This window comes from Pseudarthrobacter sp. H2 (genome assembly GCF_050157045.1).
Classification (GTDB): Bacteria; Actinomycetota; Actinomycetes; order Actinomycetales; family Micrococcaceae; genus Arthrobacter.
Genome location: NZ_CP189594.1, coordinates 1,115,084 through 1,137,606, shown reverse-complemented (window position 1 = coordinate 1,137,606; position 22,523 = coordinate 1,115,084). Strand labels below are relative to the sequence as shown.

Annotated in this window: 20 protein-coding genes and 2 tRNA genes; 20 read left to right on the top strand and 2 right to left on the bottom strand. The window is 65.4% G+C overall.

Features of this window, described 5'->3' with window-relative positions; genetic code table 11:
- Positions 1–59: 59 nt before the first annotated feature.
- The 15 genes from ACQCSZ_RS05360 to ACQCSZ_RS05290 all read left to right on the top strand — a co-directional run bounded on the left by ACQCSZ_RS05360 (position 60) and on the right by ACQCSZ_RS05290 (position 16,532).
- Positions 60–132: transfer RNA gene (locus ACQCSZ_RS05360), tRNA-Arg, on the top strand.
- A 234-nt stretch (positions 133–366) separates the two neighbouring features.
- Positions 367–2,037: a GspE/PulE family protein gene (locus ACQCSZ_RS05355; RefSeq protein WP_427007041.1), complete on the top strand. Its 1,671-nt coding sequence runs from the start codon at positions 367–369 to the stop codon at positions 2,035–2,037.
- Positions 2,038–2,068: 31 nt separating this feature from the next.
- Complete coding sequence (locus ACQCSZ_RS05350; RefSeq protein WP_427007040.1) at positions 2,069–3,475, top strand: type IV pilus twitching motility protein PilT; 1,407 nt, start codon at positions 2,069–2,071, stop codon at positions 3,473–3,475.
- Positions 3,475–4,704: a type II secretion system F family protein gene (locus tag ACQCSZ_RS05345; RefSeq protein WP_427007039.1), complete on the top strand. Its 1,230-nt coding sequence runs from the start codon at positions 3,475–3,477 to the stop codon at positions 4,702–4,704. The genes ACQCSZ_RS05350 and ACQCSZ_RS05345 overlap by 1 nt, the downstream gene beginning before the upstream one ends.
- 193 nt (positions 4,705–4,897) lie before the next feature.
- Complete coding sequence (locus ACQCSZ_RS05340) at positions 4,898–5,305, top strand: type II secretion system protein (RefSeq protein ID WP_427007038.1); 408 nt, start codon at positions 4,898–4,900, stop codon at positions 5,303–5,305.
- 145 nt (positions 5,306–5,450) lie between these two features.
- Positions 5,451–6,875 carry a type IV pilus modification PilV family protein gene (locus ACQCSZ_RS05335; protein ID WP_427007037.1) on the top strand — a complete coding sequence of 475 codons (1,425 nt, stop codon included), beginning with the start codon at positions 5,451–5,453 and terminating at the stop codon, positions 6,873–6,875.
- Positions 6,872–7,585 carry a PilW family protein gene (locus ACQCSZ_RS05330; RefSeq protein ID WP_427007036.1) on the top strand — a complete coding sequence of 238 codons (714 nt, stop codon included), beginning with the start codon at positions 6,872–6,874 and terminating at the stop codon, positions 7,583–7,585. Before ACQCSZ_RS05335 ends, ACQCSZ_RS05330 begins: the two co-directional genes overlap by 4 nt.
- Before the next feature lie 62 nt (positions 7,586–7,647).
- Positions 7,648–9,486, top strand: coding sequence for a hypothetical protein (locus ACQCSZ_RS05325; protein ID WP_427007035.1), 1,839 nt, complete (start codon positions 7,648–7,650; stop codon positions 9,484–9,486).
- Positions 9,483–10,328 carry a prepilin peptidase gene (locus ACQCSZ_RS05320; protein ID WP_427007034.1) on the top strand — a complete coding sequence of 282 codons (846 nt, stop codon included), beginning with the start codon at positions 9,483–9,485 and terminating at the stop codon, positions 10,326–10,328. Before ACQCSZ_RS05325 ends, ACQCSZ_RS05320 begins: the two co-directional genes overlap by 4 nt.
- 39 nt (positions 10,329–10,367) lie before the next feature.
- Positions 10,368–12,302: a type IV pilus assembly protein PilM gene (pilM, locus tag ACQCSZ_RS05315; protein ID WP_427007033.1), complete on the top strand. Its 1,935-nt coding sequence runs from the start codon at positions 10,368–10,370 to the stop codon at positions 12,300–12,302.
- Entirely contained in the window at positions 12,302–12,961 is a 660-nt protein-coding gene (locus ACQCSZ_RS05310) for a hypothetical protein (protein ID WP_427007032.1), read from the top strand. Before pilM ends, ACQCSZ_RS05310 begins: the two co-directional genes overlap by 1 nt.
- A gap of 99 nt (positions 12,962–13,060) precedes the next feature.
- Positions 13,061–13,993 carry an ABC transporter ATP-binding protein gene (locus tag ACQCSZ_RS05305; RefSeq protein WP_427007031.1) on the top strand — a complete coding sequence of 311 codons (933 nt, stop codon included), beginning with the start codon at positions 13,061–13,063 and terminating at the stop codon, positions 13,991–13,993.
- A 5-nt stretch (positions 13,994–13,998) separates the two neighbouring features.
- Positions 13,999–15,309, top strand: coding sequence for an ABC transporter permease (locus tag ACQCSZ_RS05300; RefSeq protein ID WP_427007030.1), 1,311 nt, complete (start codon positions 13,999–14,001; stop codon positions 15,307–15,309).
- A gap of 356 nt (positions 15,310–15,665) precedes the next feature.
- A complete protein-coding gene (locus ACQCSZ_RS05295; RefSeq protein WP_427007029.1) occupies positions 15,666–15,917 on the top strand; it encodes a hypothetical protein in 252 nt (83 codons plus the stop codon).
- Between the two features lie 24 nt (positions 15,918–15,941).
- Complete coding sequence (locus ACQCSZ_RS05290; protein ID WP_427007028.1) at positions 15,942–16,532, top strand: DUF3841 domain-containing protein; 591 nt, start codon at positions 15,942–15,944, stop codon at positions 16,530–16,532.
- Positions 16,533–16,577: 45 nt separating this feature from the next.
- Here the strand turns inward: ACQCSZ_RS05290 and ACQCSZ_RS05285 are convergent, their stop codons facing one another.
- Together ACQCSZ_RS05285 and ACQCSZ_RS05280 are read right to left on the bottom strand one after the other, a co-directional pair.
- Complete coding sequence (locus tag ACQCSZ_RS05285) at positions 16,578–16,721, bottom strand: hypothetical protein (protein WP_427007027.1); 144 nt, start codon at positions 16,719–16,721, stop codon at positions 16,578–16,580.
- 101 nt (positions 16,722–16,822) lie between these two features.
- Positions 16,823–17,305, bottom strand: a complete 483-nt coding sequence (locus tag ACQCSZ_RS05280; RefSeq protein WP_427008258.1) for a MarR family winged helix-turn-helix transcriptional regulator — start codon at positions 17,303–17,305, stop codon at positions 16,823–16,825.
- Between the two features lie 97 nt (positions 17,306–17,402).
- Between ACQCSZ_RS05280 and bcp the strand changes: the two genes are divergently transcribed.
- The 5 genes from bcp (at position 17,403) to ACQCSZ_RS05255 (ending at position 22,439) form a co-directional block, all read left to right on the top strand.
- Entirely contained in the window at positions 17,403–17,876 is a 474-nt protein-coding gene (bcp, locus tag ACQCSZ_RS05275; protein WP_427007026.1) for a thioredoxin-dependent thiol peroxidase, read from the top strand.
- Between the two features lie 90 nt (positions 17,877–17,966).
- Positions 17,967–18,048, top strand: a tRNA-Leu gene (locus ACQCSZ_RS05270).
- Between the two features lie 238 nt (positions 18,049–18,286).
- Entirely contained in the window at positions 18,287–18,958 is a 672-nt protein-coding gene (locus ACQCSZ_RS05265) for a fasciclin domain-containing protein (RefSeq protein ID WP_427007025.1), read from the top strand.
- A 224-nt stretch (positions 18,959–19,182) separates the two neighbouring features.
- The gene (locus ACQCSZ_RS05260; protein WP_427007024.1) at positions 19,183–20,856 is read left to right on the top strand and encodes an ABC transporter substrate-binding protein; all 1,674 of its coding nucleotides are present in this window, start codon (positions 19,183–19,185) and stop codon (positions 20,854–20,856) included.
- A gap of 80 nt (positions 20,857–20,936) precedes the next feature.
- On the top strand, positions 20,937–22,439 hold the full coding sequence (locus ACQCSZ_RS05255) for a malate:quinone oxidoreductase (RefSeq protein WP_427007023.1): 1,503 nt from the start codon (positions 20,937–20,939) through the stop codon (positions 22,437–22,439).
- Positions 22,440–22,523 lie beyond the last annotated feature (84 nt).

Sequence of the window (22,523 nt, the reverse complement as noted above, 5' to 3'; positions counted from 1 at the left end):
GAGGCCTAAGGAACCGACTTGAGCAGGCGGTATGAAGGGCCAAAATCACGGAAAATGCGGCAAAACAGGCGGGATGGAATTAATTGACTCCGGAACAATGGGTTCCGGGTTCGAGTCCCGGGGGGTGCACCAACGAAAACCCCGTCTTTACTGGCTTCGGCCGGCGAAGGCGGGGTTTTGTTTTGCCCTGGAGTCGCCGGCGTCTTGCACCCCGGGCACTGCCGGGCACTGCCGGGTGCACGCGGGGCGCGGAGCGGCGCGAGGAGCGGGGTTTCCGATTTGGCGGCCGCCGGTGGGCTAGTCTGGGCAGGCTGGGGCGGTCCCTGACGCCGGCCTGGCCAGATACGGACCATCGAAGAGGCTCGCGTGAAATCTCTGACTGAAATTCTGCTGCTCGAGGGCCTGCTGCCTTTTGAACGGCTGGGCCGGCTCTCCATGAACCGCGCCGACGACGCGGCGACCATCAGCACCCTTTTGGAAAACGGCGCGGTGACGAGCGCACAGGTCGCCCGGGTCCGCGCCATACAGGCCGGCCTGCCCTTCGTGGAACTGCTCGTCTCCGAAATCGACAGTGCCGCCGTAGCCCGGGTATCTGCCGCGCTGTGCCGCAGGCATGAAGTACTCCCGCTCGCCGTCGCGGACGGGCGCATGACCCTCGCGATGTGGGACCCGGGGAACATCGTTGCGGCCGACGACGTCCGTGCGGCCACCAACCTGCCCGTGGACGTCGTGGTCGCCGAACGCGGCGACCTGCTGGCCGCCCTCAACCGGACCCTGCGCGCGGACGGCGAACTCACCGACCTCACGAACACCCTCGAAGAAGAAAGCGCCGAGGCGGTCGCCCGGGCGGAGGAGGCCGCGGGCCCCTCCGACGACGACGTTCCGATCGTCCGGTTCGTCAACCTGCTGGTGAGCCAGGCGATCCAGGATTTCGCATCCGACATCCACATCGAACCGGCCGAACACGAGGTGCGGGTGCGCTACCGCATCGACGGCGTGCTGCACGAAATGCAGGGCGCCCCCAAGAGCATCCAGAACGGCCTGATCTCGCGCCTGAAAATCATGAGCGACCTGGACATCGCGGAACGGCGCAAACCCCAGGACGGCCGGATGTCGGTCCGGCATGGAAGCCGCGTCGTGGACCTCCGCGTGGCGACGCTGCCCACCGTCTGGGGCGAAAAGATCGTCATGCGAATCCTCGACAGCTCCGCCTCCAGCCTCACCCTGCGAGACCTGAACCTGCTGGAGCGCAACTATGAGGCCTACAAGGCCTCGTATTCCAAGCCATACGGCATGATCCTGGTCACCGGCCCGACAGGCTCCGGCAAGTCCACCACCCTGTATACGACCCTGAACGAGGTCTCCCGGCCGGAGATCAACGTGATCACCGTGGAAGACCCGGTGGAATACCGGATGCGGGGCGTGAACCAGGTGCAGGTCAATCCGAAGGCGGGGCTGACGTTCGCGAGCGCCTTGCGCTCCATCCTCCGCAGCGACCCGGATGTGGTCCTGATCGGCGAAATCCGCGACCACGAAACAGCGCAGATCGCCATCGAGGCCTCGTTGACCGGCCACCTGGTGCTCTCCACGCTGCACACGAACGACGCGCCGAGCGCCATCACGCGCCTCACGGAGATGGACATTGAACCGTTCCTGGTGGGATCCGCCCTGGACTGCGTCGTCGCGCAGCGCCTCGCCCGCAGGCTGTGCAGCCACTGTAAGGAACCGGTCGAGGATGAGCCGGACATACTGGCAGCCCTGCCGTTCGCTTTCGACCCGGAGCTGCCCCGGCCGCAACTTTATCGGCCCAACGGCTGCGTCAGTTGCTCCAACACCGGATACCGCGGACGCCTGGCTATTCACGAGGTCATGACGGTCACGGAGGAAATTGAACGCCTGGCCGTCGCCCGGTCCTCCAGCGCCGACATCGCCCGCGTGGCCCGCGAACAGGGGATGCTGACCCTGCGCGAGGACGGCTGGGAAAAGGTCAGGCAGGGTCTGACGTCCGTGGAAGAGATCTTGCGGGTCGTCGCGTAATGGTTGTTCGTAGTCAGGAAAGGAAAAGCCCATGGGCGACAAACCCATTTATGAGATTCCAGTGATGTCCCCCGGTGAGTCCGCCGCCGGCTGGGCTCCCCAGCGGGTCGTTCCGGACGGTCGGCGCGCGGCCCGGGCCGCGGGCCAGGTCTTCGAGGAGGACGCCGGCCTGCCAGAGCCGAGCCTTGAGGAGGATCCGGTCCCGGTTCCGTTGTACGACCTCGACGATGGCGCGGAAGACGGCGACGCCGTCCCGGCCGTCGATCCCGACCTCATCGAGGCGCTGCACGACGTCGTCCGCCAGGGAGCCTCGGACCTGCATCTCACCGTCAATGCCCCGCCGATGATCCGCGTGAACGGCGGGCTGCGACCGGCCGGTGCTACTGAGCCGTGGCCTCGGGACAAGCTGCTGTCCGCCCTTGGCAGCCTGCTCTCCGACGAGCAGCGGACAACCTTCGAGGCGGAGCTGGAGCTCGACTTCGCCCATACCCTCCCCGGCGTCGGCCGGTTCCGCGTGAACTTCTATCAGCAGCGCGGTTCGCTTGGTGCCGTTTTCCGCTTGATCCCCTGGGAGATCAAGCCGTTCCGGGAACTTGGGATCCCTGAGCAGATCGGAAATTTCGCCAAGCTGCCGCGCGGCCTGGTGCTGGTGACGGGGCCCACCGGCTCCGGCAAATCGACGACGCTGGCAGCGATGATCGATCTCGTCAACCGTACGCGTGCGGACCATATCGTGACGGTGGAGGACCCGATCGAGTTTCTGCATTCGCACCAGATGTCACTTGTCAACCAGCGTGAGGTCGGCAGCGACACCCACAGCTTTGCAGCGGCGCTGAAGCATGTGCTGCGCCAGGACCCGGACGTGATCCTGATCGGCGAACTCCGCGACCTGGAGACCATGTCCGTCGCCCTGACCGCCGCCGAGACCGGCCACCTGGTCTTCGCCACCCTGCACACCCAGGACGCCGCGCAGACCATCGACCGTGTGATTGATGTGTTCCCCCCGCACCAGCAGGGGCAGGTCCGCGCACAGCTCGCCGGTGTGCTGCAGGGTGTTGTCTGCCAGACGCTGGTGAAGCGCGCCGACGGGAGCGGCCGCGCGGTCGCCACCGAGGTGCTCGTGGCCACGCCCGCGATTGCGAACCTGATCCGTGAGGGCAAGACCCACCAGGTGCGCTCCATGATGCAGGCCGGGCGCGGCCTGGGCATGCACACCATGGACCAGCACCTGGCCGACCTGGTCAATGCCGGCCAGATTCTGCGCGAGGCAGCGGAGGAAAAGGTGCACGATCACGAGACATTTGACCGGCTGGTGCACCGGACCGGCCCGCCAGGCGGCGGCGCCGGGAAGGACCGCGTCGGGAACGGCCCCGGCGGTGGCGGCATCGGCGGTGGCGGCATCGACTTCGGCGACTCGTTCTCCACGGAGGTCGTGTAATGGCGACCGCGCAGTCCTGGGCGTACACCGGCCGCGATGCCGCAGGGAAGCTCGTCAGGGGCAAGGTGGACGCGTCCAGTGAAGCGGGCGTCACCGCACACCTCAAAACGCTGGGGCTCTCCCCCGTCAAGGTCGTGGACGCGGCGGCCGGCACCGGGCTGAACCGGGACATCTCGATCCCCGGCTTCCAGAAAGGCGTCAAGCTCAAGGACCTGGCAATCATGAGCCGGCAGATGGCAACCATGGTCGGCGCCGGGCTGTCCCTGCTGCGGGCGCTCAACATCCTGGCGTCGCAGACCGAGAATAAATCGCTCGCGAAGATCCTGGTCGCTATCCGGAACGACGTCGAGTCGGGCGTCTCGCTGTCAGAGTCCATGCAGAAGCATCCGACCGATTTTCCGCCGATCATGATCAACATGGTGCGGGCCGGCGAAGTGGGCGGCTTCCTGGACGGATCCCTGGAATCAATCGCGGACAGCTTCGAGGCGGACGTCAAGCTGCGTGGAACCATCAAATCGGCCCTGAGCTACCCGATCGTCGTCCTTGTTATGACGGTGATCTCCGTGGCGGCCATGCTGCTGTTCATCGTTCCGGTGTTCCAGACGATGTTCTCCAATCTCGGCGGAACCCTTCCGGGACCCACGATGGTGCTCGTCTGGCTCTCCCAGCAGATGGTGTGGGCCGTACCGGTGACTGTGGTCGGCAGCATCGTTTTCTCGATCTGGTGGGGAAAGAACAAGAACACCCTCCCGGTGCGCAAAGTCGTGGATCCGCTCAAGCTCCGGCTCCCGGTGTTCGGACCCCTCATGACCAAGCTTGCCGTCGCCCGGTTCAGCCGGAACTTCTCGGCCATGATCGGGGCCGGCGTGCCGATCCTGCAGGCGCTGCGGATCGTCGGAGAGTCGAGCGGGAACTGGGTGATGGAGAGTGCGCTGAACCAGGTGGCCGATGCCGTCCGGCAGGGCGAGTCGATCGCCGGCCCGCTGGCAGGTTCCCCCGTCTTCCCTCCCATGGTGACGCAGATGATAGCCGTGGGCGAAGACGCCGGCGCGCTGGAGCAGATGCTCTCCAAGATCGCCGATTTCTACGACGCGGAGGTCCAATCGACCACGGAGCAGCTCACGGCGCTGATTGAACCGTTGATGATCGCGTTCCTGGGGCTGGTGGTGGGTGGCATGATCGTCGCCTTGTACCTGCCGATCTTCAATATCTTCACGCTGATAAAATGATTTCGGTCCGCCCGGACAAGCAGGATTAGCGCAGGATTGGCGCAGGAAAACAGCGCTCCGGCCGTATTTCCGGCGCCCGCACTAATTGTTCCTCAGCTTTTCCGACTAATGGCACTTACGGGTAAATTCCTCCGATACAGTTCACTTCGGCTCGCAATTGTGCGCCCTTCAGCTGATTAATTAGGGGAATTTCATGGTCTCACGTGCTTTCCAGGCGCTCGCCGCCCGACGCAGCGCCCTCGCCGAGAAGGAAAAGGGATTCACCCTGATCGAACTCCTCGTCGTGGTCATCATCATCGGCGTCCTCGCCGCCATCGCCATCCCGGTTTACATGAACGTGCAGGACAGCGCCAAAGACAGCGCCGTTCAGTCGGACCTGACTAACGCCAAGACGGCCGTCGTCAGCTTCCAGACGACCGGAGGCAAGCTGCCGAAGGACGATGTAGAGTTCCAAGGCATGGCTGGTTACAAGGTGCCGGCCGGACTCGTCTACAAGCCAAATGGGACTGGGTTCTGCATCGACGGTACGAGCGCGAGCTCGGGCGCCAAACCGTTCTCCATCGACGATGCCGGAGCAGCTAAAGCGGGCAAGTGCGCGTAACAACTACCTTGGTTGTAATCACGGGATCGTGAGCTGATGGGGCGCCGGAACGGCGTCCCATCAGCTTTCATTTCACACTACCGCCGCTCGGGGGATGCGACGGCAACATCAGTTTTCCGGTAGCCCTAGCTGAAGTAAGTGGCCCATGCAGTCCTTCATCGCACGTCTCCGAACGCATGCCACCCCTGACACCGGCTTCTCCCTCATCGAGGTGCTCATCGCCATGATGGTGTTCATGGTCCTCGCGGTCGGGGTCGCCTTCTCGCTGCTCTCCGTGCTGTCCCTGACGAATGAGTCCCGCGCCCGCCAGACGGCAACGAGCCTGGCGGCCCAGGAAATCGACCTCGGCCGATCGGCCAAGAATGTCTTCATCCTGGGTGACGTAGCCCGTACGGTCACGAACGCCGGGAGGACCTTCCATGTCAGCCGCACCTCCCAATGGGTCAGTGGGCCCGGCCAGGATAACGGCTGCGGAACGGGAAGCGGTTCGCTCCAGTACAAACGTATTGACGTCACTGTCACCTGGGACAGCATGCGCCCCGGCGCGTCACCCGTCCAGACGAACACGCTGCTCGCCCCCCGGGACCGGATCAATGACCCCGCCCTCGGAACCATCATCGTCTCTGCGTTCACCGCCACCGGTTCCGGCAGCGCGGGTCTCTCCGTCTCCGCGGTCCCGACGCCCGGCGTGGCCGGCAACGCCACCGCCGCGCTCACAGGCCCCGCCACCGATGCCCAGGGCTGCAGTTACCTCCTGAGGGTTGCGCCCGGCACTTACGACGTCAAAGTTTCCTATCCCGGATACATCAACCAGCAGCAGGAGCTGAACACTGCATCGACCAGCGGCATCACCGTCGCCGCAGGTGCCTCAGCCGCCGCGGGGTTCGTCTTCGACAAGGCCGGATTGTTCTCCGTTACTTACGCCTCCAACGCGACTGCCGGTACTCCACAACTTCCTAACAACCTCGATACCAGCTTCATCAGCACTGCCGGTATCTACGTGTCGACTGCCACATCTGCAGTGTCCAGCCGCACTCTGCAGCTGTTCCCGTTCCCCAGCGGCTACGCTGTGATGGCCGGCAAGTACGTGGCTCCCAACGAGAGCTCCACGGGGTGTATCTCCGTCGATCCGGAAGCCTGGCCGGAGAGCGCCACTACAACTGCAGGCGTCCGGACGCTCATGACGCCGGCTGCGGTCGCCGGGCTGCCGATGGGATTGCTCACCATCGCCGGCGCCTCCGGCCAGTTCATCACGGCCGTTTCGTCCACTGGGGCGGGCCTCGACGAGCCGGGCTGCTCGGTGCCGATGACATATACCTTCGACGCCCTCGCGGTCTCCGGAAAGATCGCCTTGCCCTACGGCTCGTGGACCCTGTACACCGGCACGACGGTAGGCGCGAAAACGACGCCCGTCCCAGCGGCATCCGTTGCGGTGGCGGCACCGAGCCTCGTCGCCACAACCGGAATCGTGACGCTTGACCCGCGTCTCACGCCCACGCCCACGCCCACGCCCACGCCCACGCCCACGCCCACGCCCACGCCCACGCCCACGCCCACGCCCACGACATGATCACCCTTGTCAAAAAGTGCCGGGTCCGACTGCAGCGATCTCGCGACGACCACGAGCGCGGCATGACCCTTACGGAATTGCTGATCGCCAGCGTCGTGCTCATGATCGTCCTCACGGCCTCCTCGTCGCTGTACATCAGCGCGACGAAATCGATGAGCATGGCGGGCGCCACCAACACCAACACCGCAAATGCGTCCAACGGCATGAACGAGCTCGCTCGGGTCATTCGCGCAGGCACGTCCAATCCTGTCGTGGGACAACCGCTGGACGACCCCGCCTTCCTCGAGGCGCAGCCGGAGTCCGTCATTCTTTACTCCTATGTGTCCTTGGATCCAGCCGTACCGAAACCGGTAATGACGCACTTCTACCTGAACTCCCAGCGCCAGCTGGTCGAAGACCGCTGGCCAGCCACCGGCCCACTGAACGGCTACTGGAGCTTCCCCTCACCGTTCCCCGGAACTGCCAAATACACACCTCCGCAGTCCTCCCGCATCCTGACGACGACCGTTCCACTCACGGGTTCAGCGGCAAATCTATTCACGTACTACAAAGACGTGCAGGGCAAAGACGCCACCACGATTCTTTCGTCAATCGTGGCGGTCAAAATAACCCTGACCGTGCAGCAAAGCCTGACGAACAACAGCTCCCCCGTCACCTTGGAAAATCTCGTCGGTATTCCCAACCTCAACGCATTGGAGAACATTTTATGACCGGTGGGCGAAAGTTTCGGCGGCCTCGTGTTGCGGACCCCTCAGCGCCGCGCGATCATGGCGTGGCCCTGATCGTGGTCATCGGAATCGGCGCGGTCCTTACCCTGCTGGTTACGGCGTCTCTCAGTATCTCCCTCAGCGGAGTCGTCAAGGCCAAAACCGATCAGGACTGGAACGCCGCTGTCGCCGCCGCCTACGCCGGGGCGGATGATTATAAGAGCAAGCTCGCCAACGACTCCACGTACACGAAGTACGGCAACCCCGATTCCCCGTTCAGCGCGTCCAGCAAGGCCGCCGGCACGATCCTCCTGCCCCCCGCATCGGCGACGAACCCGGCGTTTGGCCTGGGCCAGTCCGGGTCCTGGGCCACGATGCCCGGAAGCGGCGAAACTGCCTCCTACCGCTATGAGGTGGACAATTCCAATTACTGGTCCACCGGCGCGCTCCGGCTCCAGTCAACCGGCCGGGTAGGGAAGCAGACACGCAGTATCGTCGTTAATCTCAAGCAGTCCGGTTTCATCAATTATCTGTACTTCAGTAACTATGAGATGCCGGATCCCGCGTTGACGAACAACCCTGCCACCTGTGTCGTCAAATACAGGTGGCAGGACCGCTCCGATACCTGCGCCACAGTCCAGTTCGGCGCGGCAGACACCATTAACGGCCCGCTGCACAGCAATGACACGATCCTCCCCTGCAGCGCCACGTTTAACGGACCCGCGACTACCGCGAACCCGGTGGGGCCTCCGGCTACCCCGACACGGTACGCCAAGGTGCCGGGCTGTTTGGATCCAACCTTCACCGTTCCCGGCAGCCCCGCCTACGTTCCTGTCATCGCGATGCCACCCTCGAACGCGCAGATGAAGCGGGAGACGCGAACCGATCTCCCGGCGGAGGTACCGCGACCGGGCTGCCTCTACACGGGGCCGACAGACATTGTCTTCAACGCCGACGGAACTATGACCGTGCGCTCACCGTGGACAAAAGCCATCCCCTCGCCATCCTGCGGAACACCCGGAGATCCGACCAAAAACGCGGCCGATAACATTGGGAAATTGGCCGGGGCTGCGGGCCAGAAGATCGCCGTTCCCGCCAACAACCTCATTTATGTCCAGAATGTGCCCATCACTCCCACTTCCGACCCTAATTACTGGCCGGAAGGGAGCACCCCGCCAGGGCTGACCTGCACGGGACTCAGCGGCAGCACCGGGGCCGGCAACGGGATCGGCTACCCCAGGGCCGACGAGTACGCTCCCATCGCGGTATCCGGGACCCAGGCCTATGGCTGCCGCAGTGGCGACGCCTTCGTCAAAGGCCAACTGCACGGCGCTGTCACGGTTAGCGCCCAGAATTATCTGTATGTGACCGGGGACATCACCTATGTTGACTCAAGGGCGGACATTCTCGGGCTTGTGGCGGAGAAAGCGGTCTGGGTCTGGAATCCGATGAGCTGCAGCACGAAAAACGGCAAGTCCGACTGCAACAGCAATTGCAACGGAAACTGCAGCTGCATGGGCCAAGGTAAAGGCCTAGGTGACGGGAACAGCGCGTGCAATGCGAACTACGTTCCGCTTCTGCTCGACAGCGGCACAGGACGCACAATCAACGCCGCCATTCTCTCGGTCGACCACACATTCCTGGTCCAGAACTATGACAAGGGCACCCCGCGCGGGAACCTTACAGTCAGCGGAGCCATTGCGCAGAATTTCCGCGGACCCGTCACCGCCACCGGGGCCGGCAGCGCCCCAGGCTCCACCGGTTACATCCAAAAATATACTTACGATCCACGGTTCCGAACCATGGCCCCGCCCAAGTTCCTGCTGCCGACGTCCACCACCTACATTGTGAGCACGCAGGCTGAGGTCCGCACGGCGTTCACCACGGATGGAAGCCCAGGATGAGCCTCGCCGGCCAGAGCCTCTGGTTCCTAGTCGCCGCAGCCTGCGTGGGCGTGTTCGGCCTCCTTATCGGCTCGTTCCTGAACGTGGTGATCTACCGCGTGCCGAACGGCCTCTCCATCGTGTCTCCGCCCAGCGCCTGTCCCTCCTGCGGCCACACCATCAAGGCCTACGACAACATCCCCGTCCTCTCGTGGGTCCTGCTGCGCGGCAAATGCCGCGGCTGCGCGGAGCCGATCTCCAAGCGGTACCCCCTCGTGGAGGCCGGCACGGGCGTTGCCTTCGCCGGCGTCGCCTTGTGGTCGTGGACGGGCGGCGCGTCGGCGCGCCCCTCAGATGGAGCCGCGGGAATCCTCGTCCTGATCGGATTCCTGTATCTGGCGGCCATCAGCGTGGCGCTTGGGCTGATCGACCTGGACACCTACCGGCTGCCCGACGCCATCGTGCTGCCGGGTTACGTCGTCGCTGCCGCACTGTTCGCCGTGGCCAGCGTGATCACGGGAGACTATTCGGCCCTGCTGCGCGCCGCCGTCGGGATGGCATCTTTGTGGACCGCCTACCTCCTCATGGCGCTCGCCTATCCGGGCGGCATGGGACTGGGCGACGTGAAACTGGCCGGCCTGCTGGGGATGTTCCTGGGCTGGACCGGCTGGGGCGAACTGGCCGTCGGGGCGTTTGCGGCCTTCCTGCTCGGCGGCCTGTACTCGCTCATCCTGCTTGCGGCCGGCAGGGCCAGCCGCAAGAGCGGCATACCGTTTGGTCCGTGGATGCTCCTCGGAGCATGGGCCGGGATCCTCGCCGGCGCTCCGCTCTGGAAAGGCTACCTTGCACTCGTCGGACTGTAATATCACCGCTACACCGGGGATTCGGAAAGGATGCAGGCCATGCCATCACGCATCGTAGGAATCGACATCGGCAGCACGGCCCTGCGTGCCGTGGAGGTCGCGAATCCGGACAGAGCCAATCCCACTGTGCTCCGGTACTTCGAAGTTCCGCTGCCGGTCGGTGCGGTCAACCACGGCGAGGTGACGGACCAGGCCGCGGTGACGGCCTGCCTCAAGCAACTGTGGTCAGAGGGCGGTTTCAAGACAAAGGCCGTCGTGCTCGGCCTGGGCAACCAGCGCGTGCTCGTGCGGGACCTCACGGTGCCCAAGGCTTCCCTCAAAGTCATCCGGGAATCGCTGCCGTTCCAGGTCCAGGACCTGCTGCCCGTTCCGGTCGCCGACGCCCAGCTGGACTTCTACCCGACGTCGGAGGAAACCGGCCCGGACGGCCCGACCGCCAGCGGGCTTCTGGTCGCCGCCCGGAAGGAAGCACTCCTTGGCAACGTCGAGGCGGTCCGGCGCGCCGGACTCCTCACGACCGACGTCGACCTGATCCCCTTCGCCCTCAGCCGGGTGCTGCTGCGGCGCGGGGAAGGGGAAGGCGGCACGGCAGTCATCGACGTGGGCGCCAGCACGGCCAGCGTTACCATCGCCAAGGATGGCGTGCCGCAGTTTGTCCGACTGATCCCCACCGGCGGCCTCGACCTCACCGTCGCGCTTGCCGCACGCCTCGCGATCAGCGTCGACGACGCCGAGAAGCTCAAGCGCAACGTCGGCCTGCGCTCGCTGCGGGACGTGCCCGAACATCAGCACGAGGCCCTTCGGGTCATCCACGAGTTGAGCATCGAACTGCTTGACAGCCTTCGCAATACCGTCACCTACTTCCTGAAGATGCGGCCGGATGAGTCGATCGGGCGGATCATCCTCACCGGCGGCGGAGCCGAACTGCCGGGCTTTGCCGGGGCCCTGGCCGAGATGACCAGGCTCGACGTCGTCATGGCCGACCCGTTCGCGGACCTCGGACTGTCGCGGGAGCTCAAGGCCAAGGGCCTTGGCCTTGGCCCCGCTTCCATGGCAGTCGCCTTGGGCCTGGCCATCGCCGAGCGAGCCACGGGCGCGGCGGACACCGCGGGCGACCGGAAGTCCGCAAAGGCCCCGGACGCGGTCGGTAAAGCGGCCGGTAAAAGGGGACTGAAAAAGGCACCCAAGGCCGAAAAGGCCGGGAACAGCACCGAGGCGCCTGCCACGGCGGCCGCCGAAGCCAAGCCGGCCGAGCAGCCGTCGAAGAAGACCGCCACGGTGCCCCGGTTGAAGGGCAGGGCCCTTCCGCCGATCTCACTGAAGCGGAAGGACCAGCCGCTGGTGGTCGGCGGGGAGCGCCGCGTTGACCTGCTGCCCACGGAGCTCCGCCAGCTCGTGATGGCCAAGAAGGTGCGGGAGCGCCTGGTCCTCGCCGTCGCCGCCTTGCTCGCAGTGGTGGTGCTGGGCTCGGGAGCCGCCAATGTGGCCGCGATCCAGTCGCGGAGCGACCTTGCCGTCGAACAGGCACAAACGGGCGCCCTGCTTGCGGAGCAGGTCAAATACCTGGACGTCCGGAAAGTGCAGGCCGACGTGGCACGCATCAAGGCCGCACTCCGGACGGGGGCGAGCACGGAGATTGACTGGAAGAACTACCTCGATGCCGTCCAGAAGACGCTCCCGGGCAACGTGACCATCGAAACCGTCAAGATCGACTCGGCATCGCCGGTCGCCACGTACGTCCAGTCCACCGCGCCCTTGCAGGGGGCGCGAGTGGCGACCCTCAGCTTTTCCGCCCGGAGCCCCACGCTGCCCTCGGTGCCCACCTGGCTGGACAACCTCCAGACCCTCCCCGGCTTCGCCGATGCGCTGCCGGACACCGTGGTGAAGAACGACGACGGCAGCTACACAGCCAACATCACCATGCACATCAACGACGGCGCGTTCTCCAGGCGCTTCCCGGCGGAAGGGCAGTAATGGACAAGAACAGACTCTTCGTCATCGGCGCGGCACTGGCGATGGCCGTCATCGTGCTCTTGGGTTGGACCCTCGGTGTCCAGCCGCAACTGGCCGCCTCCGCCGCCGCCGCCGAGGAGGCAAAGGCCGTCCAGGTGAAGAACGCTGCGCAGGCCGAGGTTCTGTCGGTCCTGAAGAAGGACTACGCGAACATCGGCACGCTGGAGAAGCAGCGGGACGAGCTGCGCAAGGCGGTTCCGGCGGGAACTGACATGTCGGCGTTCATCGACGAACTGCACGCCGTCGTGGTGGCCCGCGGCGTCACCCTCGGTTCCTTCGCAGTGACCGAGGGCCAGGCATATGTTGCGCCAAAAGCCGCGCAGCCGGCCGCGGCGGCGCCGGCTGGCACGGCCACCCCCGCGCCAAGCGCCGGGCCGGCCCCGGACGGTCTGGTACTGATGCCGATCCAGCTCACGGTGACGGGGGCGTACGCGAAGGTGCTGGACTTCGTACACGGCCTGCAGACCGGCACGAGGCTCGTGTTGGTCACCACGCTGACAACATCGCCGTCTTCCGCCGGTACTGGTGCTGGCGCGGGTGCCAGCAAGGACGTTACCGCATCAATCGGCGGTTTCGCCTACGTCCTCGCCACGCCGAAGGCAGGGAGCCCGGCCGCTTAGCTGCCCCCGGCGCCACCGGAGCGGCGGTTCATTTTGCCTAACCGGCGCGCCATTTGCCGCTGCCTCCGGGGCGAAGGCGCAGCCGGTTACAGTGGTGGCATGACGTTGGGGGACGCGGCCGCCGAGCCGCTGGTGCGCATTGAAGATTTCAGGATGGACTTCGGGGACAAGACGGTCATCAAGGACCTGTCCTTTGAGGTGCGGTCCGGGGAGACCTTCGGTTTCCTGGGCAGCAACGGATCCGGGAAAACCACCACGCTCCGGGCGCTGCTGGGGATCTACCAGCCCACGGCCGGGACCCTCCTCATCGGGGGCAAGGTCTTCGACCCGCGGGACGGGGCACGGCTCGGGTACCTGCCGGAGGAACGCGGCCTGTACAAAAAAGAATCGGTGCTGGACGTCATGGTCTACTTCGGCCGGCTCAAGGGCCTGGACAAGGCCTACGCGAAGACCTGGTCCCGGGACTATCTGGAGCGGGTCGGGCTGGCCGACAAAGCCGGCATGCGGCTGGACAAGCTCTCCGGCGGCCAGCAGCAGAAGGTCCAGCTCGGCGTCACCATCATGAACGACCCCGAGCTGCTAATCCTCGACGAGCCGACGAAGGGCTTCGACCCGGTGAACCGGCGGCTGCTGATGGACATCATCGAGGAGCAGAAACTCGCCGGCGCGACCGTCATCATGGTCACCCACCAGATGGAGGAGGTCGAACGGCTCTGTGACCGGGTCATCCTGCTCAAGGACGGCACCTCGCGGGCGTACGGCACCGTCGCCGAGGTCCAGGAACAGTTCGGCGGGACCGTCTACCGGCTGGCCTACGACGGCGTCCTGCCGTCCTCGGCCCTGTACGACATCGTCACCGACGCCGGCGGCCACGCCGGGCTCTCCCCCCGCCCGGGCGGGGACGCAACGGCCGTGCTGCGCGAACTCATCACCGCAGGCGTCGCGGTCCGTGCGTTCACCACGGCCGGGACATCCCTGGAGGACATCTTCATCAAGGTCTACGGCGAAGCCCACGACATGGTGGAGGCCTGAACCTCATGGCACAGCAAACACCCACACTCCGCTCCCCCGCCCCCAAGCCGCCCACGTCGCGGCCGCAGGTCCGGCGGCCGTTCGCACAGCACAACCTGGGGACGGTCGTCGGTTTCGAATTCACCCGTACCGTCAAGAAACGCCGCTTCTGGATCGCGACCCTGGCCATCCCTGTGGTGATGGCGATCGTCGTCCTGCTCGTCGTCGTCAGCAACACCTCTACCTCGGCCAGCGCCGACGCGCAGAAGAACGCGACGGTGTCCTTCGCCTACACCGACGACTCGGGGCTCATCCCGGCCGGGATCGCAGCAGCCATGGGCGGCCGGCAGGCCGCCGACGCGGGCGGGGCCCTGCAGGATGTGAAGGACGGCCTGACGGATGCGTACTTCGCCTACCCCGCCGACCCAACCACCGCCCCGGTCAGGGTCTACGGCGCCGACAAGGGGATCTTCGAAAACGGCAAATACGACGCCGTCGCCAAACAGCTCCTCGCCGCCGCCGCCCAGGCTCAAATCGGCTCCCCCCTGCTTACCGCCGCAGCCGGCGGCAACGTGAAGATCGAATCCAAGGCCTTCAAGGACGGCCAGGCCACCGGCGGGATCGGCACCGTCGTCCCGCCCCTGATGTTCCTCCTGATCTTCTACGTCTCCATCATCCTGCTCTCCAGCCAGATGCTGAACAGCACCCTGGAAGAGAAGGAAAACAGGGTTACCGAGATGATCCTGACCACCCTGAACCCGACCACCCTGATCATCGGCAAGGTCATCGCCCTGTTCATGGTCGGCCTGGTGCAGATGCTGGCCTTCCTGACCCCGGTGGTGGCCGGCTACCTGTTCTTCCGCGAACAACTCGCGATCCCCGACTTCGACCTCTCCCACCTCACGTTTGAGCCCGGCGCCATGGTGGTCGGTGCGCTGCTGCTGCTGGGCGGGTTCACCGTTTTCACGGGTGTCCTGGTGGCGGTCGGCGCGGTCATGCCCACGGCCAAGGACGCCGGCACGATCTTCGGGCCCCTCTTGGCCCTGATGTTTGTCCCCTTCTACGCGGTGAGCCTCATCGTTTCCGACCCGCATGCGCCGATCGTGCAGATCTTCACCTACTTCCCGCTCTCAGCGCCCGTGACCGCCATGCTCCGCAACGGCTTCGGTACCCTCAGCCCGCTCGAATCCGTGATCGTCATGGCGGAACTGTTCATCACCGGCTTCCTTGTCCTTCGACTGGCCGTGCACCTGTTCCGCTACGGGTCCATCGAATACTCGAACAAACTCTCCATCGCCGGAACCTTCCGCAAACGGAACACCACGCCCGGAAAATGAGCCGGCCCGGCAGCGGCTCGGACCGGGCTCGTCCGCTTGTTGCCGGACTCTTGACTACCTGGGCTCTCCGGACCCTCTGACAAGCACGTTCGTGCTGCCTGCCGATGAGGTCCGGCGGGCCCGCAATATCGCAGCTTCGAACGCCTCAACATCAATCCACGTCGACCCGCGGTCCACGGCTTTGTGTGCGACCAAGGGCGGGTCTCCGGCGAGGGGCCCAGCCAGGGGAAGGAGGCCGTCTTCCATCCCGTGGCCGTCGCCGAACCGGGCCCCCGTCCCGGGCCTTGCCATGGGAGGCCAGATCGGTATCATGTAGCCACAGCACCTGCGCTGTGGCCGTGACCGGAGGTTCAGCGATGCCGCACTACCCCGACGAAGTGATCCGCTACAGCCGCGATGATCTGATCCTGGCACTGGCCCAGGAGCTCTGTTCAACGGCGGAAGACCCGAGGATCCTGGATGCCTACGAGCAGGTGATCGACGAATTGGCTTATGCCTCCTTCGATCCCGACGCGGTGTACGCACGCTACTTCCGGGACGGACTTGTCGCCACCGACCTCGACATGGCCGCAGTGCGGGGCTGGGCCAAGGGCCGCCTCCTGCTGTAGCCGGCGGCGAGGACTCCTTTTTGTGTGCGGCGCCAGCTCCTTCTCCACACGATTCAGACGGCGGAAGCGTTCGATGCGCTTCTTTCGACCGGCGTACTCGTTCCGGACAATTCCTTTGCCGAACCGTCGTACGCGGACGCATACGGCTGGATGCTCCGCCAGATGGGAGCAAGACTTGCCACCGTGGGTGACGGGGCGATCTGGTTCTGGGCTCGGATCAGGCGCCAGGACCTGGTGGACCTCTGCAGTCGTGCCAACGGCGAAGTTTTGCTGACGTGCAAAGTGCCGCGGGAAGCAGTGCTCCTCTCCCATTTTGGTGACTGGCACGCGGCCTTGAACTGGCGTCCGCATGTCCCGGATCTTCCGGGCGAGAGCGACGAAGAGTACGGTGCCCGGCTGGACCGCGTGGTGGACGATTTCGACGCACGGATCAGGGCGGCGGGGGTGCGGGATGCGGGAGTCCAGCACTGGCCGGAGGACCTGCGGACCGAGATCGAGGGAAGCTGGGAGCACGTTCTGGAGCCATTGAACTACGGCCGTTTCGAGTCCTGGCAGGCCACCATGCACTTGCTGCGCACGGACCACGTTCTAGAGGCGGTTAGGCTCGAACGCTGAGCGACAGTCCCGTCAGACCAGGGCGTACGTCCAGTCGATCCGGCGTCAGGACCCCCGCCGGAGCGATGCCGCCAGGATGTGGAAAGGTATCGGCAGCGCGAGCTGGATGGGTTCGGTGCCGATCGGCTCGTCGATCAGCTCGTTGATCGAGATCTGTCCCTCGAGTTCCGCGGGATGGTCAGTGCCCATGCCATGACGATATGCGCCAGCAGTACCGGCAGCCGCGAGCGACACGGCAGCAGATGCCAGGCAACGCAAAAAAGCCGGCGCCGGCCCGGCTCCGGGAAGGCTCAGTTGAGGCGGGTCGACTCGGCCACCAGGCCGGGCTCGACGTCAGTGACGATGGCCTTGACGTCCGGGGAGGTGACGCCGGTGGCCAGCTCCCTCACCACCGCCTGGAGTTCCTGCCGGAGCACGTCCGGGTCGATTGATGCGGCGGCGAGCACGGAGCGCTCCATATCCGCGGCTTCGGCGACGGCCTGGCGGCCCCGCTTCGTCAGGGACACCACATGGCTGCGGCGGTCGGAGGTGCTGCGCTCCCGGGAAATGTGCCCGTGCGCTTCCAGCCGGGTCAGCGTCTTGCCCATGGTCTGCGCCTGGACCCGCACCAGCTGGGCCAGCTGGGCCTGCGTCATCGGTCCGTTGGCGGAAAGCACTTCCATGGCGATCACCCCGGCGTGGGTCAGGCCGATGGCCCCCAGCTTCACGTTCCAGGAGTGCTCGACGAGGCGCGCTGCCGTGGACAATAGGCGCCCCGTGGGCCAGCGATCCATATCAGGCATACCACTGAGTATAGCGAGCGCCGGATTCGCCGGCCGCGCCGCCGCTCATTAGGCTGGGATGTTCCGCCACCCTGCGAAGGAGAACATCTTGCCTGAACGGCTCATTCCCGGTGACCTTGCACCGGATTTCACCCTGAAAAATGCGGAAGGACAGGACGTCAGCCTGAACGCCTACCGGGGCCGCAGCACCGTCGTGTACTTCTACCCGGCGGCATCCACGCCGGGGTGCACCAAGGAGGCCTGCGACTTCCGCGATTCCCTTGCATTCCTGCGGACGGCAGGCTACGAGGTGCTCGGGATCTCCCCCGACCCGGTGGACAAGCTCGCCCGGTTCGCCGCCGCGGAAGGGCTGAACTTCCCGCTGCTCTCGGACGCCGACCACGCCGTGGCCGAGGCCTACGGGGCGTGGGGCGAGAAGAAGAATTACGGCCGCAGCTACGAGGGGCTCATCCGCTCAACGGTCGTCATCGGCCCTGAAGGCACGATCACGGTGGCGCAATACAACGTGCGGGCCACCGGACATGTCGCCAAGCTGCGCCGGGATCTGAAACTGGACGGCTGACCTCGGCACCCGGCTGTAGGTACAATGGAGCCTGGCGCCCGCCGTCGGGAGTCCAGAAGTGATCCAGGACCTGACGGGCGACGGCGCCGCGCGCGAGTGGTGAAATTGGCAGACACGCAGGATTTAGGTTCCTGTGCCTTCGGGCGTGGGGGTTCAAGTCCCCCCTTGCGCACACAGTCAATATCCGCAGAGAGAAAGAATCCCGGCCTTCGGACCGGGGTTCTTTCGGTTTAACGCGGCACTGGGTGCGGGCCGCCAAAAAGAATTTTCAACCGGTACCCATCCGTTTCCTCCGGGCCCCCGAATACCCGTTGAGACACCAGCCAAGGGCAGGTGCCCATCAGTCGGAAAAGGGCCAGGGCGGCAGTTTCGCCGCAGCCAATAATCGGCACAACACAGGAGAAAACGAAATGCAGACCATCAAGCGCACGACTTTCGCCATTGCAGGTATCGCTGCCGCAGCCATGCTCAGCCTCACTGCCTGTGGCGGTTCCAGCACCACGGCGAGCTCTTCGGCTCCGGCTTCAACGCCGCCGGCGTCCAGCATGGCGCCGTCACCGTCCAAGAGCTCCGCCGCGGCCATGGATCCGGCCGCCAACCTTGTCGGCAGCGGCTGTGCCGCCTACGCCGCCCAGGTGCCCAGCGGTAAGGGCTCGGTCGCCGGGATGGCCCTTGACCCGGTAGCCGTCGCGGCATCCAACAACCCGATCCTCACCACACTGACCGCCGCCGTTTCCGGCAAGCTCAACCCCAAGGTCAACCTGGTGGACACGCTCAACGGCAGCGAATTCACCGTCTTCGCCCCGGTGGATGACGCCTTCAAGAAGATCGACGCCGCCACCATCGACAAGCTGAAGACCGACGATGCGCTGCTGAGCAAGATCCTGACCTACCACGTTGTTCCCGGCCAGATCACCCCGGACAAGATCGTGGGCACCCACAAGACCGTCGAGGGCGGCTCCGTGACGGTCACCGGTAGCAAGGACGCCCTCATGGTTGACGGCGCCAACGTCATCTGCGGCGGCGTCAAGACCGCCAACGCCACTGTTTACATGGTGGACTCCGTCCTGATGCCCAAGTAAGCAGCACCAAGCACTCCTGCTCCGGCCCAGTCCGGCTCCCTGGACCGACCAGGAGAAGTGAAGGCCCGCACCGACTGGTGCGGGCCTTCACTTTTGCACGCAACATTTGCCCGCCACTTCTGCACGCGACTTCTGCCCGCGGCAAAGCGGACCGCACGGTCAATTAGACTGGGGCTGTTCCGCAGCCCGGCGGCCCATCCATTTCCCCCAGAGGTGATAGTCGAGTGCCCAGCAGCCCATCGCGCCGCATCGCAGCCGGTATCGGCGCCCTTCTACTCATGCTGCCGCTCGCTTCCTGCACCGGAACCGCCGGTCCCGGCCCGACGTCGCCGGCTGCGTCGGCCGTGGCTTCCGACGCCGGACCCACCGCCGTCTTCACCTTCGGTACCGCCTCCCAGCCCCTCGGCCTCGATCCGGCACTGGTTTCCGATCTCGAGTCCTACCGGATCACCCGCCAGGTGCTCGAGGGCCTCGTCGGCGTCGACCAGACCACCGGGCAGCCGACCCCGCTGCTCGCCACGGCGTGGGAACAGGGCGACGAAGGCCGGAGCTACACCTTCAAGCTCCGCGAGAAGGTGACCTTCCAGGACGGGACGCCCTTTGATGCCGCCTCGGTCTGCAGCAACGTCAACCGCTGGTTCAACTTCCCGGAAGCCCTCCGCCAGCAGGCCCCCGGAGCCTCCTTCAAGTCCGTCTTCAAGGCGCACGCGGACCAGGCCCCGCTCTCCATCTACAAGGGCTGCACCGCCCTGGCGCCCGGCAGCGTCAGGATCGACCTCACCCAGCCGTTCACCGGGTTCCTCCAGGCCCTGACCCTCCCGGCCTTCGCCATCTCCTCGCCCCAGGCCATGGCGGCCGGGACCGCCGACGTCCTGGACCAGAGCCGCGCCGGCCAGCCGGCGTCCGCCTATGCCCTGCACCCGGTGGGGACCGGCCCCTACGTCTTCGGCTCCTGGGAGCAGGGCCACGTCACCCTGGCGAGCAACAAGGACTACTGGGGCGACAAGGGGCAGATCGCGACCATCAACTTCGTCACCTACGATCACCCGCAGACACGGCTGCAGGCGCTGCTCGACGGCAAAATCGATGCCTACGACCCCGTGACGGTGGACAATTTCGACCAGTTGGTCAAGCGCGGCAAGCAGATCATCCAGCGGGACCCCTTCTCCGTCATGTACCTGGGAATGAACCAGGACATTCCCATCCTGCAGAACCTCAAGGTCCGCCAGGCGATTGAGATGGCGCTGGACAAGGACACCCTGATCCGCCGGTTCTTCATCGACAACACGGCCCAGGCTTCCCAGTTCGTCCCGCCCAAGCTGAGCGGCTTCAACAACACCGCACCAGCCCTGGGGCACAACCCGGACAAGGCCAAGCAGCTCCTCGCCGAGGCCGGCTACAAGGGCGAGGAACTGAAGTTCTACTACCCGCTGAACGTCACCCGGCCCTACCTCCCCACGCCGGAAAAGGTGTACGCCGAGATCAGCAGGCAGCTGACCGCCGTCGGCCTGAACATCAAGCCGGTGCCCGTCGACTGGTCCGACGGCTACCTGCAGAAGGTCACCTCCCCGGGTGACCACGCCCTCCACCTGCTCGGCTGGAACGGCTCCTACTCCGATCCGGACAACTTCGTGGGGCCGCTTTTCGGCGAGAAGACCGGCGAATTCGGCTACCAGGATCCCCAGGTCTTTTCCAAGATCGCCCGCGCCCGCGGCCTGCCCGAGGGCAAGGAGCGGACCGAGCAGTACCAGACCATCAATGCGCAGATCGCCGCCACGGTGCCGGCCGTCCCGATTGCCTTCCCGATCTCGGCGCTGGCACTCTCGGACCGCGTGCTGAAGTACCCGGCCTCGCCGGTCCTAAATGAAGTTTTCACAAAGGTCGAGCTGAAACCTTGACGGACGGACCCAATTTCAGTTAGAGGGCTGTGCGGGGATATTCTTTGACAGCCAGAGCCGCTGCTAAACGGAGACTGATCGTGACTTTCATTTCCAAGACCCACCATGCCGACGTCGTCCTGATTGGCGGCGGCATCATGAGCGCCACCCTCGGGGCTTTCATCAAGCAGCTTGAGCCGAACTGGACCATTTCCCTGTTCGAGCGCCTGGACGAACCGGGGCTGGAAAGCTCCGGGCCGTGGAACAACGCGGGCACCGGCCACGCCGCGCTGTGTGAACTGAACTACTCCCCCGCCGCCAAAGACGGCTCGGTGGATCCCGGCAAGGCGCTTGCCATCAACGAACAGTTCCAGCTGTCCCGGCAGTTCTGGTCCCACCTGATCAGCAACTCGCTGATCGGCTCCCCCAAGGGCTTCATCAACACCGTTCCGCACATGAGCTTCGTGATCGGCGAGGCCAACGTCAAGTTCCTGCGCACCCGCTACGAGGCACTCACGCGGAACCCGCTGTTCCGCTCCATGGAGTACTCCGAGGACCACGCCCAGATCGCCAGGTGGGCCCCGCTGATCGTCAAGGGCCGGGACCCGAAGCAGCACATCGCGGCAACGCGCGCCGCGGAGGGCACCGACGTCGACTTCGGCGCCCTGACCCGCGAGCTGACCGGCTACCTCGGCAACAACGGCGTGGAAATCAACTACGGCCACAACGTCACCGGCATCGCCAAGGCGTCCGACGGCGGCTGGGACCTCGCGATCAAGCACCCGGAGTCCGGCGAACACGGCTCGATCCACGCGAAGTTCGTCTTCGTAGGCGCCGGCGGCGGCGCCCTGCACCTGCTGCAGGCCTCCGGGATCCCGGAAAGCAAGGGCTACGGCGGCTTTCCGGTCTCCGGCCAGTTCTTCCGCTGCACCGACGAGACCCTCGCCGCCCAGCACAGCGCCAAGGTCTACGGCCAGGCGTCCGTGGGGGCCCCGCCCATGTCCGTGCCGCACCTGGACACCCGCTTCGTCAACGGCAAGCGCTCCCTGCTGTTCGGCCCGTACGCCGGCTTCTCGACCAACTTCCTCAAGCACGGCTCCTACCTGGACCTGCCGCTGTCCATCCGGCCCTCCAACATCATCCCGATGCTGGCCGTGGCCAAGGACAACATGGACCTCACCGCCTACCTGATCAGGGAGGTCGCCAAGCGCCACGGCGACAAGGTCGAGGCCCTGCGCGAGTACTACCCGGAAGCCAGCGACGGCGACTGGGAACTCATCACGGCCGGCCAGCGGGTCCAGATCATCAAGAAGGATGCGAAAAAGGGCGGCGTGCTGCAGTTCGGCACCGAGGTCATCGCCGGACGGGACGGCTCCATCGGCGCGCTGCTCGGCGCGTCCCCGGGCGCATCGACTGCTGTGCCGATCATGATCGAGCTGCTCCAGAAGTCCTTCCCCAAGGACTTCAAGGGCTGGCAGTCCAAGCTCAAGGAGATGATGCCCGGCTACGGCGTCAAGCTCAACGAGAACCCTGAACTCGCCGCGCAGCTGGAAGCCGAAACAGCCAAGGCGCTGCAGCTCGAACCGGTCGGCGCGCAAAGCTGACAGCGGGCGCCGGTTGCCCTGATGCTTTGAAGCCAACCCCTTTGGGCCACCCTTGAGGCACGTCCGCCGACCCACCAGGAGACC

Coding starts and splice junctions, on each gene's coding strand:
- ACQCSZ_RS05350 (WP_427007040.1), top strand. CDS start 2,069: ATGGGCGACAAACCCATTTATGAGATTCCAGTGATGTCCCCCGGTGAG.
- ACQCSZ_RS05345 (WP_427007039.1), top strand. CDS start 3,475: ATGGCGACCGCGCAGTCCTGGGCGTACACCGGCCGCGATGCCGCAGGG.
- ACQCSZ_RS05340 (WP_427007038.1), top strand. CDS start 4,898: ATGGTCTCACGTGCTTTCCAGGCGCTCGCCGCCCGACGCAGCGCCCTC.
- ACQCSZ_RS05335 (WP_427007037.1), top strand. CDS start 5,451: ATGCAGTCCTTCATCGCACGTCTCCGAACGCATGCCACCCCTGACACC.
- ACQCSZ_RS05330 (WP_427007036.1), top strand. CDS start 6,872: ATGATCACCCTTGTCAAAAAGTGCCGGGTCCGACTGCAGCGATCTCGC.
- ACQCSZ_RS05320 (WP_427007034.1), top strand. CDS start 9,483: ATGAGCCTCGCCGGCCAGAGCCTCTGGTTCCTAGTCGCCGCAGCCTGC.
- pilM (WP_427007033.1), top strand. CDS start 10,368: ATGCCATCACGCATCGTAGGAATCGACATCGGCAGCACGGCCCTGCGT.
- ACQCSZ_RS05310 (WP_427007032.1), top strand. CDS start 12,302: ATGGACAAGAACAGACTCTTCGTCATCGGCGCGGCACTGGCGATGGCC.
- ACQCSZ_RS05305 (WP_427007031.1), top strand. CDS start 13,061: ATGACGTTGGGGGACGCGGCCGCCGAGCCGCTGGTGCGCATTGAAGAT.
- ACQCSZ_RS05300 (WP_427007030.1), top strand. CDS start 13,999: ATGGCACAGCAAACACCCACACTCCGCTCCCCCGCCCCCAAGCCGCCC.
- ACQCSZ_RS05295 (WP_427007029.1), top strand. CDS start 15,666: ATGCCGCACTACCCCGACGAAGTGATCCGCTACAGCCGCGATGATCTG.
- ACQCSZ_RS05285 (WP_427007027.1), bottom strand. CDS start 16,721: ATGGGCACTGACCATCCCGCGGAACTCGAGGGACAGATCTCGATCAAC.
- ACQCSZ_RS05280 (WP_427008258.1), bottom strand. CDS start 17,305: ATGGATCGCTGGCCCACGGGGCGCCTATTGTCCACGGCAGCGCGCCTC.
- ACQCSZ_RS05265 (WP_427007025.1), top strand. CDS start 18,287: ATGCAGACCATCAAGCGCACGACTTTCGCCATTGCAGGTATCGCTGCC.